This is a genomic window from Arthrobacter sp. 01N444 (assembly GCF_056399305.1).
On record NZ_JBFTRB010000003.1, the window covers coordinates 321,407 to 335,007 of the forward strand.

The following is a 13,601-nucleotide window of genomic DNA, read 5'->3' on the forward strand; positions in this document are numbered from 1 at the left end:
CACGGCGATCAGACCCGCCGTGTGCCCTGTTCCCTGACGGCGCGGTAGTCAAGTGCCGCCACGGTGATATTCCGCGTGGCGGCGGCCGTGTCCGTGACAGGTTCGGACGCCACTTCGACGGCCTTCCAGATCCGGCGCAGGCGGCAGGACCGGGCCTGCATGGTCGCGGCGAAGGCCCGCGATTCTTCCAGGAGCTCAGCGGTCTCGTCTGCGGCGTCGTGGTGTCCGCGTTCCCGAAGGCTGTCGACCATTGAGCCCAGGGCGTCGAGTCGCGGGAAGATCTCGGCGGGTGCGGTGATGTCACCGATCAGGTCGTAGGCGCGCGGGCTCATGGGGTTCCGTTCCGGGGCAGGTCGCCGACGGCCAGCCGGGCGGCGAGGTCATCGGTGTGGGAGAAGTCTTCGTTCATTTCGTTCTTGAGCAGCAGTTTCCAATTTCCGGTGGGCCGGCTGGCGATGTTGAGTTCTTCCAGGAATACGGCGCCGGCGAGCCGGATGGACGTCTGTCCGCGGTCGAAGAAGCCGGTGAAGTCGGGCTTCCGGCCGGTCTGCTCGTACAGGTAGGCGACGTCCTCAGGTGTGTCCATGACGGTCGCAATCCAGTGCCGCTGCAGCGGCACGAAGACGCCTTGCATCCGGGTGAGGCCAGAACCCGTCGTCTCTGTGGTCCTGGTATGGGCGAGCTCCTGCACGGCCCGGGCCACTGAGCCTGGTCCCCAGTCGCAGGAGACGGTCCATTCGACGGCTTTCCAGACGGCGCGGAGCCGCTCAACGCGGTCCAGGACGGAGGTCTTGAGCAGCTGCACCTCGGTGCGGACTGCGTCGGTTTCGTCGGCGGCGCCGTCATAGCCCCATTCGCGGAGCTTCGCTGCCATGCTCTCGAGCTGCTCCTGCCGGTCCAGCAGGGCGTCCAGGTCGAAAGACATGCACAGGTAGTCGAATGATCCGCCGCTCACGGCTTGATGACCCGTCCGGTCTTCGGGTCGATGACCGGGATGTGCACGCCCTCGAGCCGGCGCAAGGCCAGGTTCAGGCGGTCTCGGGCGGTGTTGGCGACCGTGGTGTTCGGGTCGTCAATGAGCTGCCAGAGATCCTGCGGTTCGGTGTCCGGGTTCTGAGCCAGGGCAAGGCGGTCGATGACGTGCCCGGCGGCGATCGGGGTATCAGAGGGCTGAGAGGCTTCCATGCCGGTCATGTGTGCGGACGACCGGGCTTCGGTCACCGGACAGTGACCGGGGTGAATCGCTCCTCAGATTCGTCCAGCGCCAGAAGGTCGGAATGCCCGAGTGTTTAGGAGCCAAAGTGCAGGTCTTCGGCGATCTCATCGGTGTTCCACGCTGGACCAAGCGGGGAGCCATCTACATCCTGGAGGAACCTCTCAAGCTCAGCCTCCGCAGTTTCAAGCGCAATGACGAACTGTGAGGGAATGGATCCGTTGAGTCCGCCCATCGGGAAGCCTACCGTCCCGGTTCCTGTCTTATCGGTTCGCTCCAGGATCGCCCACGAGCCGACCACGTCGGCGTCGGGTGTTCGGTGGCACAGCAGACCCGTGGCCGAGCTACCCGAAGCGTCGAAACGAGCCGAGCCGTGTTCGACGGTGAGCCGCCACTTCTTGTTCCCGTCCAGGGAATGCAAGGCGGCAATAGCTACCTTCCGCGCTCCGGTGACAGTGCCATAACCCTTGCCGTCAACGGTCCAGGGGTACTTGCCCTTCTCTTTCGTCGCCAGCGCGCGCCAGACCACTCCAAGATTCGATCCGGCGATGAAGCCACCGAACCATCCTGCGAAGTAGTTGCCCAGGACGAACGTGATGACCAGGAACGCCAAGAGGACCAAGTGCACCATCCAGACGCGGGGCACTCCGAATCGCAGAAATAACGCACCCGCGCTGAGTCCCGCCAGCAACAACAAGACCTCCACAATCGGTTGCGCGGTTGGCTTGAACACCATGATCGCCAGGGTTGGGAGCAACACCACCGCGCTGATGATCAAGTGGTCTCTCACCAAAGTCTTGGAACGCTTTGTCACTGTCTGCCTTATGCTTTTCGTTTTGGTTCTGCTTATCCGACGCTGGGCTGAAGTTGCCGCCCGTTTGGGCCCGTGGCACGTGATGTACGGACGTCCGATCTCATGCTAGCTACGGGGGCTGCGGGTATTGCGGTGCCGACCCGCCCATTCGATCAGCGGCTCGTCCGCCCGGTTCTCGGTTCGACGGGCGGCACCCCGAGGATGTGGAGTCCGGGACGGGCCCGCAGCGGCATTCCGAGTCGCTGGCGGGCAGCGTTGGCGATGAAATCCAGGCGGTCGTCGGCGAGCAGCTGCAGGGTGCCGTCGTCCAGGGACGGGTTCCGGGCCGCGTTGAACCGGGCCATCGAGTCCTCCTGGTCGGCGGCGAGCTCCTGCAGGGTCTCCAGGGACGCGAACGGGTTCGCGGCGACATCTTCCCGGCACCAGCCGGCATCCGAGTCGCCATCGGCCCGGTTGCCGGGCAGGTGGATCAGCTCGTGCAGGCGCGCTGCAGGGGTCTCGGGGTTCTGGGCTTCATCACGAAGGGATGTCATGGGCTTCATGTGTGCGGATGTCCTCGCGCGGCTCACCGTTGGCGGACCGCAATGAGCCGGCTTCGCTAAGCGAGTAGGTACTACGCTTGTCGGCTTCGCGATGCGGGCCTATGATGCGCGGACGTTCGTCAGGGATTTTCCCGTTCCCGTGGGGGGACTTTTTCGCAAGCTACCAAGGAGCACCCCCATGAAGCGCGCCCTTATACCAATCACCCTCCTGCTCGCCCTTCTCGCAGGCTCGGGCTCGGCCGCCGCCGAGCCACCTATCCCATTGGGCACGTCAACGGACATAGTCGACTGCCCCGGATTCAAGGTCGAGGCCGTGTCCTCGGGCTCTTACAAATTCATACTCCAGCTTCATCACCTTCACGATTCGAAGCCCTACATGCTCTGGACCGAAACCGGTGTCGATTCCACCATGACCCTGACGGCCCTAACGTCGACACCGAAGACTGTCAGTTACTCACTCAACGGGAGCAGGAAGACGGCGCTTCAATTCGAGCCCTTTGACCTGGTCTTTACGGCGACCGGAAGAAACCTGATGGTGGTTCAGGCCAGTTACGGTACTCCGGGCATTTTCCTCTCCGTGGGCAAGGTGACTTGGACTCAGCTCGGGCCGGTGTACCCGAACGGGGGAATGACCGGCCCGGGCAAAGTAACGGACGTCTGTGCGCTGCTGGCGCCATAGGCGCGACATTCCCGATCCCGGCCCGGGCTGCAGGTAGTAGCCTGTGACCCAGCGGCCGCCCGGCCCGATTCACCGATGCAAAGGAGCGTCCCATGGCAGGCAAATACGAGGTCTACAAAGACAAGTCCGGCGGATTCCGGTTCCGGCTGAAGGCGGCGAACGGTGAGGTGATCGCGTCCTCGGAAAGCTACAAGACGAAAGCCAGCGCGATGCACGGGGTCGAGTCCGTGAAAAAGAACGCCGGCTCCGACGTCGTGGACCTCACCGAGGAGTCCTGACCGGGCCGTCACGGCATGAGGAAGCCCGGCCGCCCAATGCAGGGTGGCCGGGCTTCGTTGTTGGTCGGAGAACTATTTGCCGAAGGCGGCGGTGTACTGGGCGTTCACGCTCGGGCTGAGCTTGCCGCTAACTCGAAGCAGGGTCGCGCCGTCCAGGTGATGCCATTCGGTCCCGAAAGCCGGTCCCATTTTCTTCAGCACCCCCAGGATGTACTCGGACCGGGCCTTGGCGTCTTCCGGGGTGGCGAACACCTCGACGGCGGCACCGCCGTCAACGCCAGTCTCACCGGCCGTCGCCCCGGAATCGGTGATCCAAGCCACCGAGGTGTACTGGTTGGGCCGGCCCAGGAGCTTGTTCGTGTCCAGTGCCTCGGTAACGGTCGTGACCTTGGTGATGGACTTGACCTTGGACTTCACCGCGGTGGCAACCGAGGTGGCGTCCGCAGCGGCAGTCGGGGTGGGTGTTGGGCTGGGCGTCGCAACGGCCGGGGCCGCGCTGGCCGGGGCCGGAGCTGAAGAGGTGCTGGCCTGGGCTGAACAGCCGGTCAGGAGGACCGCCGCTACCCCAATGGCGGCAAGATATTTACGCATGCCTGCGATCCTATCCGCCAGGCAGCCCTGATGGGCGCCGCAGCTGTGATCACCAGCAGCGGCCGACGCAGAGAAAACGTCGGATTTATGGTGTGATTCTCCCGAATATGCGCCTGCGGGTTTCTGGTTGACCAGACCAGGGCCGGCCAAGGTGCCGGGGAGGCGACCGCAAGACCGCTGCCAGCCTGCGTGGGCAGAGGCCTTGGGCCATGGACCCCCAAGTGTACGGCCAGGGGTCCAACCCCTCTCCGAGGGACGTTTTTCGCTTCTCTTGCGCACTGGGACGGCTCGTGCACGATGGCCGCTTCACCCGTTTTTCGTCGTTTGGGCTTTGTGGCGGCCAAATGACCCACACGTGCCGACCGGGAACCGACCATGGTGTGCCACATTTTATGGCCATGCATTCCTTTATTGGCGCGGAAGTTGGGGTCCGAAAACGGATGTGGCGACCAAACCGACCGGGGGGATGTACCCCTAGAGGGAGAAGGAGAGGACTTCAGGGGAGAAAGAGAGGGGCCTCCTATGTAGTAGTAGTTAACTGATCGGTTTGATCGGTTCTATATATATAAGGGCCTTCCTTCCCAGTGCTGGCGCGGAAAAATGTGGCGACCAGGTGGTCGCCACCTGGTCGCCACTGGTCGGTCAACAGTTGTTTGGCGCATTTGCACCCCGGGCGCCCTTTTCTGCGTTCGTCCTCGAGGACATGGCCTTGTTTGACCTCAGGGACGGGGACGCGGCACGGCCGAAAACTACGAATCCTCCGTCCGTGGTGGACTCCGGATTTGCCGTGTTTTGCTTTTGTCATCTTGCATGTAATGTCTCACGTTGAGAGGCTTCAGGCCCGGCCAAAGAGTTCGGGATGAAGCGGGGACCGCCAGCGTGATCGGTAAGGACTCCACCCAACGGCTCGTCCGGCGGGAAACACAAAACCGAATACACGCCACGCCACTGTCACCGCACGCCGATTTCGTCTTGATCAGTCGGGAAGTGCCCGTCGTACGTTCATAGGAGCCGCGGATTTCATCCGGACCCCTCGACGTTCAAAGGACGCCCCGATCTCTGGACAAGACCGAAATCCATGCCGCCTATTGTGTTCATCCTTGGGAAGAGTCTGTCGTACGTTCATAGGAGCCGCGGATTTCATCCGGACCCCTCGACGTTCAAAGGACGCCCCGCAAATGAAGGACCTAGGGCGTCGACAAGTGGTAGGTAGGTGACGCTGGAGTCGGTCCAGCACACGTGCGCGGGCGTGGAAACCTCTTCGCCGAGCCCGGAAGGCTAACCGTAAGGGCTCACTTGGCATCGGAGGAAAATCCCGGAGGGCTCGCTCCCGTCGATCATCCTGTGCGCGGCGCGCCGCCACGGCGGGAACCGGCAGTCGGGGGTGTCCTCACGGCTTCCGACTTCATTTGGTGGAGCTAGTCGTCAAGGCCACCGCGTTCACTGTCGTCGCCATTAACCCGGCGGGGGTGGCTGGCTCGCGGTCAGCTTCACGTCTGATGAGCATCGGGACCGGACGCTGACAGTCTGGGCAAACTGGCGTCTTTAAGGCGACTGTGCTGGAGCCCGAACCGTCCTGCACGGCCAGGAAGGACGTCATCTTCACGTCGGCCCCGGTGCGTCTTCTGTTCTGGGAGTTCGCTGGCTGCAATCTGGCTTCGAATCGCTCACTACCTTATTGATGGGGGAACATTGACCGAGAACGTCCCGCCGGTACCGCCTGCACCCGAGCACCCGTACGCCAACTGGCCCCAACCCGGGCAAGGCAACTACCCGTCGCACGGTCCTTACGGTCCCACGCCGGGTAACGAGCCGCCGTACGGACCGCCGCAGCCATACACGCCGCCCGGCTACGGGCAGCAGCAGTACGGACAGCCGCAGTACGCGCCCTATCCGCCTCAGCAGTCCGCCCCGCAGTGGGGCCAGACGCCGCCAAAACCGAAGTCCTCCGGCTACCGGCTAGCTGCGGGCATCGTCGGCATCGTGCTCGGCTTCTTCCTGCTAATGGGGTCGTCCGTTGGGTTCGCCGCCAATTCAATTTGCGGGCTCCTTCTGCTCCTGGCAGGCCTGGGCAACATCACGGCTGGCATCGTGCTGCTCGCCATGCAGCGCGGGACAACGCGCGGCGCACCGATTACGACCATAACCTTCGCTGGCTTCGCCCTGCTTACAGCTCTCCTGGCGATTCCCTTTACCGGCGGGGCAATCCTCTTCGTCACCGTCCTCCTGGCGACCCCCGTTCTCGTCGTCATGGGCATCGGGTTCTCCCGGGAGAATCGGCACGTCTGAACAGCAAAAAGCCCCCGATCCGCTTGAACGGACCGGGGCCTTTTGCTGCCCTAGATGGTTTGGGCAGTCACGGCGTACTCGCTCTGCTCCTCGGCGCCGTGGACAGGCGCCGACGCTGTCGGCTCCGCTGCGGGTGCCGGATGCCATCCGTGTGGAGGCGGATCAGTTCCACGCCGTCGATGGCGCCCAGCACGGTCACCGGGTGCCCGGAGTAGGCCCCGGCTTTCTAGGAGGCCTTCAGGTCATCAGGCGCAGCCGGGCCGGCCACAGGGCGGGGCTGGCGCGAGGCGACCACGGAGCCCGCCGCGTGCACTGCATTGCTCAAAGGCCCCCCACGTACCCGTCGTTCCGCCTCCCACCGAAGCCGGATAGCGAATGGATAGGGCTTTACCACACGACAGACATCTTCTCCTCGAAAGCTCTGAACAGGGATTCCGTGTCATAGCCGTCGAGCAGGTGTGCGGCGAAGCAGCGGCCGTCACCGAGATAGGTCGTCGGACTGGTGAGCGAGAAAACCACGTCCTCGTCGCTCCAGCTCCTCTCGCGAGCGAGATCCTTTATCCGACCGATGATAGGCCTGACTCTTTGGTGGCCGGTTCCGTCCGCCGGCTCGAGTTGGAAACCCGGGTAAAGCTTCTGCTTTCGATAGGGGACGGAGAATAAATTTGGAAGCTCATTCTCGGCGTTCAGGTCCAGCGCCCGGCGGACTTCCACTTCAGAGAGGAGCCCATAATCACGGGCGATCTCCTTCTTAAAGCGGACGGTTGCAGCGACCGCTCGTGCGAGTTGCGGAGAGACGTCCGTATTCATGGCCTCGATAGCGTCGGTGAGCGCTGCCACGACTTCTCGTTGCGCCAGTTCGGCGGCCCCTTCATCCATCAAGATTGCCTCCATCAGATCAATATCCTTCAATGTAGCTCTGAGCGAGGTAGCAGGCGAGCGGGGTTCAGGGCGGAGGGCGCAGGGCAGATGCCGCCATGCGTCGTCCGGCGCCAAACATCGGTCCATGAAGCACAGGACGCCTGCCCGCGACGTTTCCAGATCGCGGGGCCTGGCCCTCGGGCAGGGGTGCCCTGTTCGGTTCGACGTCCAGGCCAACATCCCGAGCTCCTCAAGATTGCGGCCCGGGAGAACGACCACACCACTGGGACCGGTGACTGCGCACCTCGGATGATCAGTGGTTCAATACGGAGGGGATCGTCCGGCCACACCAAGACGGCGTTCCCTGCGCGGGAGTTCTCGTCCGCGAGTACGTCGACTCGGGTCGTCCTCCCTGAAGGATGATCGATTGCGTGGATCGTGCGCTGATGCCAGTGACCGCAGAAGACGTTGGCAGGCTCAAGTGCGTCGATGACTTCGCGGAGCAGGAGGCGGGTGCGCCCAGCGCGCTCCTCGATCTCGCGGGATAGGTGGAAGTCGCCTCGCATCGGTACGCCGTTCGGTGCGTCGTGGGTGATCAGGATGTCCACCGGGCCGCCGGCGACCAGTTGCTGAGCCTCTTCAGTTGTGGGCTCCTCGTCCGCCCACCAGGATTTGCCCTCGGTGCGATGCGCGAAGTCCACACTGAACGCTCCTCCCAGTCCGCCGACGGTGAGTCCTGCAATCCGGGTGCGGCCGCCGCGGGGGAGGATCCGGATATTGGGCCGCCAGGTCGCGAGGCCATCTGCTTCCACAGGTAATTGAAGTATCGTTCGCCAGTTATCGTGGTTGCCCGGGGACGCCAGCAGGGTGATTCCCCGGGCCGTGAGGTGCTTCGTGAGACGGGCCTCAAAGCGCCCACGGAACGCCCCGGGCCAGTCAAGACCCAGATCCCCGACATGCACCATCGTTCGAACGTTCGCCAGGGCGGCGGAGCGAATCGCATCGATAGCGAAGCCCACGTCGCCATGCCAGTCACCGAAGATGGCCAGCGGCCGCGAATCTGTCATCCCACCACCCTAGCGATCCGGTGAGACGTGACACGGCCCAATCTCCGTCAGGCCGAAGGGCTCTAGGGATCTGGCGCCAATTCCAAGCATCTGATGAAGCGAGAGCCGCGTAGCCGCGCACAGCCAAGGCCTCCAGAGATCTTGGCGGGAGAGTTAGCCAGCCCAGGAAAACAGACTGACCGACGACGTTCGAATGACCGACGGCGTCCTCACCGTCCCGGCCGACCGCCGCTTCCTCACCGGCGAACGCTAAGACCCGGCGGCGCCTACGCATGATCCGGGGTCACCGGGCCATAAACTGACTCCGGCCACACCGGCCGTTGAGATTCTTTTGGGGAAACAACATGGACAACTACGCAGAATTCCTGCAGCGGCTCGATACGGCCGCCAACAGCTTGAAAGACCGCCGCGACGCACTGGGCCTTGCCCAAGGAGTCGTCACTGAGGCGCTGGAAGACAATGACTACGGCCATCAGCAGTGGACTGAGCGGTTGGCGCAGATTGAGAAGCTGAAGGGTGAGAAGGCCGCCACGGCCCAGGCCGGACTTCAGGAACTGCATGGCGTAGCCGCGAACATGCAGACGGTGTTCAGGACGCGCTGCGAGCGTATCCGCGTGCGCCTGGGCGCGGTAGGCGCCCGCATAGATGAACTCGACGCGCCAATCCGCCAGCTCGAGCTCAGCAAGGCGCGGATGAAGGCATCCCGCACCGTCGCGGCGGAACGCGAGAAACTTGGCAGGGCCATCCAGGACCTGGCCGGGACGACAGAGGGTGCAGATGCCGTCGTTCCCGACGCCGGGCTGCGCGATGACCTGAAAGTAGCCCGCGAGGCCGTTGCCCACGCCGAGGCGCTCCTTGAACTGAAGGAAGCCCAGTGATGGCGACCACGAGCACCGAACACTACATTGCCGGGATCGGCCGCTGGACCGGAAAACCGTTCAAGGACGCCGGGTATATCTTCTTTGGCACCGGTTTCCTGACCTGGCTCCTGTGCCTGCCACTTATGATCTTCATCGAGCCGCTCCGGAACTTCGGCATCCTAGTCATCGTCTGCACCCTCGCGGCGACCGCAATGACGTGGAACACGGTCGCAGTGAACATGAGAACTGACAGACAGTGCCTGCAATCCATGGCAGAGAAGGTCAACGCATTCATCCTGGAGACGACCGGAGATCCGACGTCCCGTGTCCACCCCGACCGCGTCCGGGCACTAATCGAAGACGGGCAGCGACGCGTCGACCTGAAGATCAATGGGGTGCCCGGCCTCCAGATCCAGGTCGGGGCCAAGGAAGCATCCAACCGCATCGTCGCCGTGCTAACCCGGCCGGACTACGGCCTTGAGAGCTTCGATGTGCTTCTGGCCGCCGAAAGCACGACCACGTCCTACTAGCGACTTGGTCCTCCCCTCCCGCAGGAAAGGTCAGGCCGAGTGATCTATAAGCCGTTCAGCGAACCGGTACGCCGGCACGCCGCTGGTGGCGAACTCCGAAGGTGCCGATGAGTTCTGGGGCTCCCTGGGGTGGGAGCGGCACGAACACGCGACGGAGCCCGCGGACTATCGCCGCATGTTCGTCAGCGATCCGCGATAGCCGCCAGTCCGGGGCAATGACCGGGCACATGTAATCTGTCTCCGATACCACTACACACCATGGGGGAACCTTTGACCGAGAACGTCCCGCCGGTACCGCCGGCACCCGAGCACCCGCACGCCAACTGGCCCCAGCAAGGGCAGGGCACCTACCCGTCGTACGGCCCTCCGCAGCCGCAGAACCCGCCGGGTTACGGACAGCACCTGCCCCAGTACGCCCCCTACCCGCCGCAGCAGTATGCACCGGCCGGGCAGTGGCCGCAGGCCGGTCCGCCGAGGCCCAAGTCTTCCGGGTACCGGGTCGCGGCCGGCATCGTTGAAATCGTCCTCGGCGTCTGGCTGATCCTCCCGTCCATCGCCGGTTTCGGCCTCGGAGGAGGCGCAGCCTTCATGGGGTTCCTCGCCCTGGTGGCAGCACTGGGCAACATCGCGGCCGGCATCGTCCTCCTGGCCCACCAGCGAAACCGGACCCAAGGCGCTCCCGTGACGTCCCTGAGCTTCGCTGGCTTAGCCCTGCTACTGGGGCTCATCGGGCTTTCGGTGCCGTACATCGGCGGGGCCCTGTTCGTATTCGCCCTCGTGCTGGCCACGCCGGTGCTGATCGTCATGGGCCTTGGGCTGGCCAAAGAAAAGCGCACTGCCTGACCACAACTCCGGCACTGGCAACGAAAAGTCCCCGCACCGGCCTCGGTACGGGGACTTTTCGATCCGGTCCTGGCTCAGTAGAGCCGGATGGTCGGCTCGGAGTGGCCGTAAGCGGCGAAGCTTCCCCGGTTGGACGCCGCCGTGATCTTGCCCCGGCCGGCGGCCGCGGTGGCCTTGGCCATCCGCTGCTGCAACTTGCGCTGGGCGTTCCAGAGTTCCTGCTGGAGCCTGGAGAGATCGCTGCGAGCTGCTGAGGCTGCGCTACAGGTGCACCACCGTTGCCTTGATCGTCCTTGGCATGACGTTCATCCTGAGCGTATCGGGGGTGCCGCAGTCGTGGTTCACCAATTCCCTCGTGGCAGCCATGGGGCCCGCCGGGATTCCGGTGATCGTGCTGATCAACTGGTCTACGGTTAAGGCACGGGCGGGGCAAAGGGCCGGTTACACCACGCTGCGGAACCAACTTAGGGAGATGGAGCAGCGCGACCCGTACCTGGGCCGGGTCATCCGGAGGCCCGGTGAGGAGTACCTTCAGCGGGCGGACTTCCTCGCGATCATTCAGGCCGCCAAAGAGGAAGCAGACAGACTGCCGCGGCCAGCCGATGCCAGTACATCTTCGGCTGGCGGTGCCGACTGATGGCGGAAAGCACCCGGCCGGGGTGGTGGCGCACCGGAAACATATCAGCCCGCCTGGTCTACCTCGGCGCCGCCCTGGGCGCGGCCGGAGCCGTAGTTCACCTTCTCAGCCACGCGTGGGGCCACGAAATCAGCGCCTATGCTCTCGCCTGGGGCCTGTTCTTCCTGGTCCTCGAAGCGATTGTTATGGCAATCCTGGGACTGATGGTTGCCGGCGCCGTCCTCCTGGCCAGATTCCACGTCACCGACACAGCGACCCGCGAGGCCCGCGCCCTCGTCACCGGCATCGTGGCGTTCATCAGCTCGGGCGCGCTGGCCTATTTGTTCTTCAGCACTCTTCCGATGTCAGCCATCCCTTCGATCGTCGGGGCGGTCACCGGGCTCCTGGTGGGCAGCATGTTTGCGATGGTTTCCTACCGCCACACGTCCCAGGTCTAATACAGGCCAGGCAGGCTCATTGACGCTTGGGTTCCCCCGGGATACCTGTCACCTGTTGCTGGCGAAGATCGTGATCACTAAAATGCCGCCGATGATGTCCAGGACGCCCAGGACTTTTCCAGCGGTGGCTTTGGTCCCGGCCACTTCGGCTTTCCGGGCCATCATGATCGCCACGACCCCCATGGCGACACCGAACAGGAACAAGCCGATGACACCGATGATGATGGAATTGCGGCGGTACTTCCGTCCCTCGTGGAAGGCGACTGCTTCCGACTCCGTCGGGCCGTTCAGCGTTCCGGTGTGCAGGTCGTTCGACTCGCTCATGTGTTCCCCCAATTTTGGGCCGTTGTCGGCGCAATTGAGAGGCTACTACCTAATGGGTTGACCGGATAGAGGGAAACCTGACCGGGACTGTGGCCTCTACTCGGGGGCCGCCGATCCTTGACTCAGCTGTCACGGAGCACTCCCAGAATTGTCAAGCAATTTTCCCTAGTCAGTGGACAAAACCTGTGCATAAAGTGAGCGTCATCACTCACTTCCAAGCTGGAGGCACAATGTTCCGATATGCGGTCCGGGTCTCCTCTGGGAGTAGTTAGGAGGTGACGTCATGGGGCGAGCTGTCACAGCCATTGCCCGGGCGTCTTGGTGGCAAGTCGGCTTTCTCGTCGCACTCGCCATAGTGAGTTTGCTGGATCTGACCCCGCCACGCGTGCTGGGCGGCATCGTATTGCTGGCCCTGGCGCTGGTGATCGCCGTGTGCAAGCTCCTGGCACGGGGCGAGGGAGAAGAGCCTCGTTATTGAGGCTGATGCCACAAATCGAAGACCAAGGAGAGCACCATACTTCTTTGCCGCACCGTCCACGGCTCGTGCTAGCGGTGCGGCAACGAACGATCAACACAGAGGAGTCGTCATGGTTGAGGCAGCCTTGCCAAATCCGGGCGGAGGGGACCCCATCTGGGGGCTTGTCGTGTCAGGAATTCTCTTCGTGACTATTGCCGGTGCCTGGATCGTCATCTGGCTGCGGCGCCGGAAAGGGTAATGGCCACCGATCGTGGATGTTGAGATGCTCAAGCCATCGCCCCGGGGGAGGTGGGAAAAGGCCGCTGTCACTTCACAGGTCTGGCTGCTCTTCGTCGCCCTGTTTGTTTCAGACGTACTTCGCGATGCCCTGGGCTGGTGGGGATCCACCGCATTAACTGGTGTCATTATGGGCCTCGGGTCGTTCCTGCTCGTCCGCAAGTCGGCCCCGGAACGGAAAGAGCGGCTGGCTCGCGACGCTGAGCGCGGAGTCATCGAATGCGCACTCCGGTATGCGGACTCGCATCCCGACTCCCTCCGCGGCCGGTGGTTGCCGGGTTTCGCCGAAATCGGCACCGGCACGTTCAAGTTCCAGCCCGACTACATCGACAAGGGTGAGCCCGAAGGCAAGATCACTGTGTTCTCGGACGTCGTGAGCCAGGGCCAGATCGAGCCGCCCCCGAAGCGGCCTCGCGAGCTGAAGAAGAACTGGGGGATCGTGGCCCTCGCAACTGATAGAGGTCAGCTCCACTTCGCCACCGGGGAGCCTGGCTTGACGCTCATCGAAGAGCGGCTGGAGTAATCATGGGAAAGAGATAGCCGGCGGGCGGCCTCTAATCGTGCCATTTCGTATCCGTCAGTTCCGCGACCAACAGATCGGACCTTCAATGACAGGAGCCTCGCTAGCCATAGCTCGTCTGCGGAAAGCGACCCTGATCGCTCTCATCGTGACCGTTGTTGCTTTCGCCTCTGCACTGATCCTCCGGGGCTTAGACAACGGCTCGTCCCCGCTGTTGACGATCACTTATGAATTTCTTGGAGCTGTCGCCGGGATGGGAACAGCTTTCTTGCTGGTCTTCGTTCCCTTGTACGCGTGGCAGGAAAATCGGAAGGCACGACGTGCCGCCAAACGCTATGAATAACGAAAACGAAGAATCGGTG

At 63.3% G+C, this 13,601-nt stretch carries 20 protein-coding genes; 11 read left to right on the forward strand and 9 right to left on the reverse strand.

What is annotated here, in order from left to right:
* Positions 1-8: 8 nt before the first annotated feature.
* The 5 genes from AC1DKN_RS06030 to AC1DKN_RS06050 form a co-directional block, all read right to left on the reverse strand.
* Positions 9-332 carry a hypothetical protein gene (locus tag AC1DKN_RS06030; protein ID WP_476870716.1) on the reverse strand — a complete coding sequence of 108 codons (324 nt, stop codon included), beginning with the start codon at positions 330-332 and terminating at the stop codon, positions 9-11.
* Positions 329-955 (reverse strand): hypothetical protein, encoded by a 627-nt coding sequence (locus AC1DKN_RS06035; RefSeq protein WP_476870717.1) that lies wholly within the window; start codon positions 953-955, stop codon positions 329-331. Before AC1DKN_RS06035 ends, AC1DKN_RS06030 begins: the two co-directional genes overlap by 4 nt.
* Positions 952-1,185, reverse strand: coding sequence for a hypothetical protein (locus tag AC1DKN_RS06040; RefSeq protein ID WP_476870718.1), 234 nt, complete (start codon positions 1,183-1,185; stop codon positions 952-954). The genes AC1DKN_RS06035 and AC1DKN_RS06040 overlap by 4 nt, the downstream gene beginning before the upstream one ends.
* A 104-nt stretch (positions 1,186-1,289) precedes the next feature.
* On the reverse strand, positions 1,290-2,027 hold the full coding sequence (locus AC1DKN_RS06045; protein ID WP_476870719.1) for a hypothetical protein: 738 nt from the start codon (positions 2,025-2,027) through the stop codon (positions 1,290-1,292).
* 152 nt (positions 2,028-2,179) lie between these two features.
* Positions 2,180-2,569, reverse strand: coding sequence for a hypothetical protein (locus tag AC1DKN_RS06050; protein ID WP_476870720.1), 390 nt, complete (start codon positions 2,567-2,569; stop codon positions 2,180-2,182).
* A gap of 178 nt (positions 2,570-2,747) precedes the next feature.
* Between AC1DKN_RS06050 and AC1DKN_RS06055 the strand changes: the two genes are divergently transcribed.
* Both AC1DKN_RS06055 and AC1DKN_RS06060 read left to right on the forward strand, forming a co-directional pair.
* A complete protein-coding gene (locus AC1DKN_RS06055) occupies positions 2,748-3,248 on the forward strand; it encodes a hypothetical protein (protein ID WP_476870721.1) in 501 nt (166 codons plus the stop codon).
* A gap of 92 nt (positions 3,249-3,340) precedes the next feature.
* The gene (locus AC1DKN_RS06060; RefSeq protein WP_476870722.1) at positions 3,341-3,526 is read left to right on the forward strand and encodes a YegP family protein; all 186 of its coding nucleotides are present in this window, start codon (positions 3,341-3,343) and stop codon (positions 3,524-3,526) included.
* A gap of 72 nt (positions 3,527-3,598) precedes the next feature.
* Here AC1DKN_RS06060 and AC1DKN_RS06065 read toward each other — a convergent pair whose 3' ends face one another.
* Positions 3,599-4,117, reverse strand: a complete 519-nt coding sequence (locus AC1DKN_RS06065) for a hypothetical protein (protein ID WP_476870723.1) — start codon at positions 4,115-4,117, stop codon at positions 3,599-3,601.
* A gap of 1,692 nt (positions 4,118-5,809) precedes the next feature.
* On the opposite strand from AC1DKN_RS06065, the gene AC1DKN_RS06070 reads away from it, so the two are divergent.
* Positions 5,810-6,406, forward strand: coding sequence for a hypothetical protein (locus tag AC1DKN_RS06070; protein ID WP_476870724.1), 597 nt, complete (start codon positions 5,810-5,812; stop codon positions 6,404-6,406).
* 387 nt (positions 6,407-6,793) lie between these two features.
* Here the strand turns inward: AC1DKN_RS06070 and AC1DKN_RS06075 are convergent, their stop codons facing one another.
* Both AC1DKN_RS06075 and AC1DKN_RS06080 read right to left on the reverse strand, forming a co-directional pair.
* Positions 6,794-7,300 carry a hypothetical protein gene (locus tag AC1DKN_RS06075; RefSeq protein ID WP_476870725.1) on the reverse strand — a complete coding sequence of 169 codons (507 nt, stop codon included), beginning with the start codon at positions 7,298-7,300 and terminating at the stop codon, positions 6,794-6,796.
* 14 nt (positions 7,301-7,314) lie between these two features.
* A complete protein-coding gene (locus tag AC1DKN_RS06080) occupies positions 7,315-8,334 on the reverse strand; it encodes a metallophosphoesterase family protein (protein WP_476870726.1) in 1,020 nt (339 codons plus the stop codon).
* Positions 8,335-8,678: 344 nt separating this feature from the next.
* Between AC1DKN_RS06080 and AC1DKN_RS06085 the strand changes: the two genes are divergently transcribed.
* The 5 genes from AC1DKN_RS06085 (at position 8,679) to AC1DKN_RS06105 (ending at position 11,641) form a co-directional block, all read left to right on the forward strand.
* Positions 8,679-9,212: a hypothetical protein gene (locus tag AC1DKN_RS06085; RefSeq protein ID WP_476870727.1), complete on the forward strand. Its 534-nt coding sequence runs from the start codon at positions 8,679-8,681 to the stop codon at positions 9,210-9,212.
* Positions 9,212-9,724, forward strand: a complete 513-nt coding sequence (locus AC1DKN_RS06090) for a hypothetical protein (RefSeq protein WP_476870728.1) — start codon at positions 9,212-9,214, stop codon at positions 9,722-9,724. The genes AC1DKN_RS06085 and AC1DKN_RS06090 overlap by 1 nt, the downstream gene beginning before the upstream one ends.
* A gap of 270 nt (positions 9,725-9,994) precedes the next feature.
* Positions 9,995-10,567, forward strand: a complete 573-nt coding sequence (locus tag AC1DKN_RS06095) for a hypothetical protein (RefSeq protein ID WP_476870729.1) — start codon at positions 9,995-9,997, stop codon at positions 10,565-10,567.
* Positions 10,568-10,865: 298 nt separating this feature from the next.
* The gene (locus tag AC1DKN_RS06100) at positions 10,866-11,204 is read left to right on the forward strand and encodes a hypothetical protein (protein ID WP_476870730.1); all 339 of its coding nucleotides are present in this window, start codon (positions 10,866-10,868) and stop codon (positions 11,202-11,204) included.
* A complete protein-coding gene (locus tag AC1DKN_RS06105) occupies positions 11,204-11,641 on the forward strand; it encodes a hypothetical protein (protein ID WP_476870731.1) in 438 nt (145 codons plus the stop codon). Before AC1DKN_RS06100 ends, AC1DKN_RS06105 begins: the two co-directional genes overlap by 1 nt.
* Before the next feature lie 48 nt (positions 11,642-11,689).
* Here AC1DKN_RS06105 and AC1DKN_RS06110 read toward each other — a convergent pair whose 3' ends face one another.
* Complete coding sequence (locus AC1DKN_RS06110) at positions 11,690-11,965, reverse strand: hypothetical protein (protein ID WP_476870732.1); 276 nt, start codon at positions 11,963-11,965, stop codon at positions 11,690-11,692.
* Between the two features lie 355 nt (positions 11,966-12,320).
* Between AC1DKN_RS06110 and AC1DKN_RS06115 the strand changes: the two genes are divergently transcribed.
* The 3 genes from AC1DKN_RS06115 to AC1DKN_RS06125 all read left to right on the forward strand — a co-directional run bounded on the left by AC1DKN_RS06115 (position 12,321) and on the right by AC1DKN_RS06125 (position 13,582).
* On the forward strand, positions 12,321-12,443 hold the full coding sequence (locus AC1DKN_RS06115) for a hypothetical protein (protein WP_476870733.1): 123 nt from the start codon (positions 12,321-12,323) through the stop codon (positions 12,441-12,443).
* Between the two features lie 262 nt (positions 12,444-12,705).
* On the forward strand, positions 12,706-13,242 hold the full coding sequence (locus AC1DKN_RS06120) for a hypothetical protein (protein WP_476870734.1): 537 nt from the start codon (positions 12,706-12,708) through the stop codon (positions 13,240-13,242).
* A gap of 37 nt (positions 13,243-13,279) precedes the next feature.
* Entirely contained in the window at positions 13,280-13,582 is a 303-nt protein-coding gene (locus AC1DKN_RS06125) for a hypothetical protein (protein WP_476870735.1), read from the forward strand.
* The last annotated feature ends 19 nt before the right edge of the window (positions 13,583-13,601 follow it).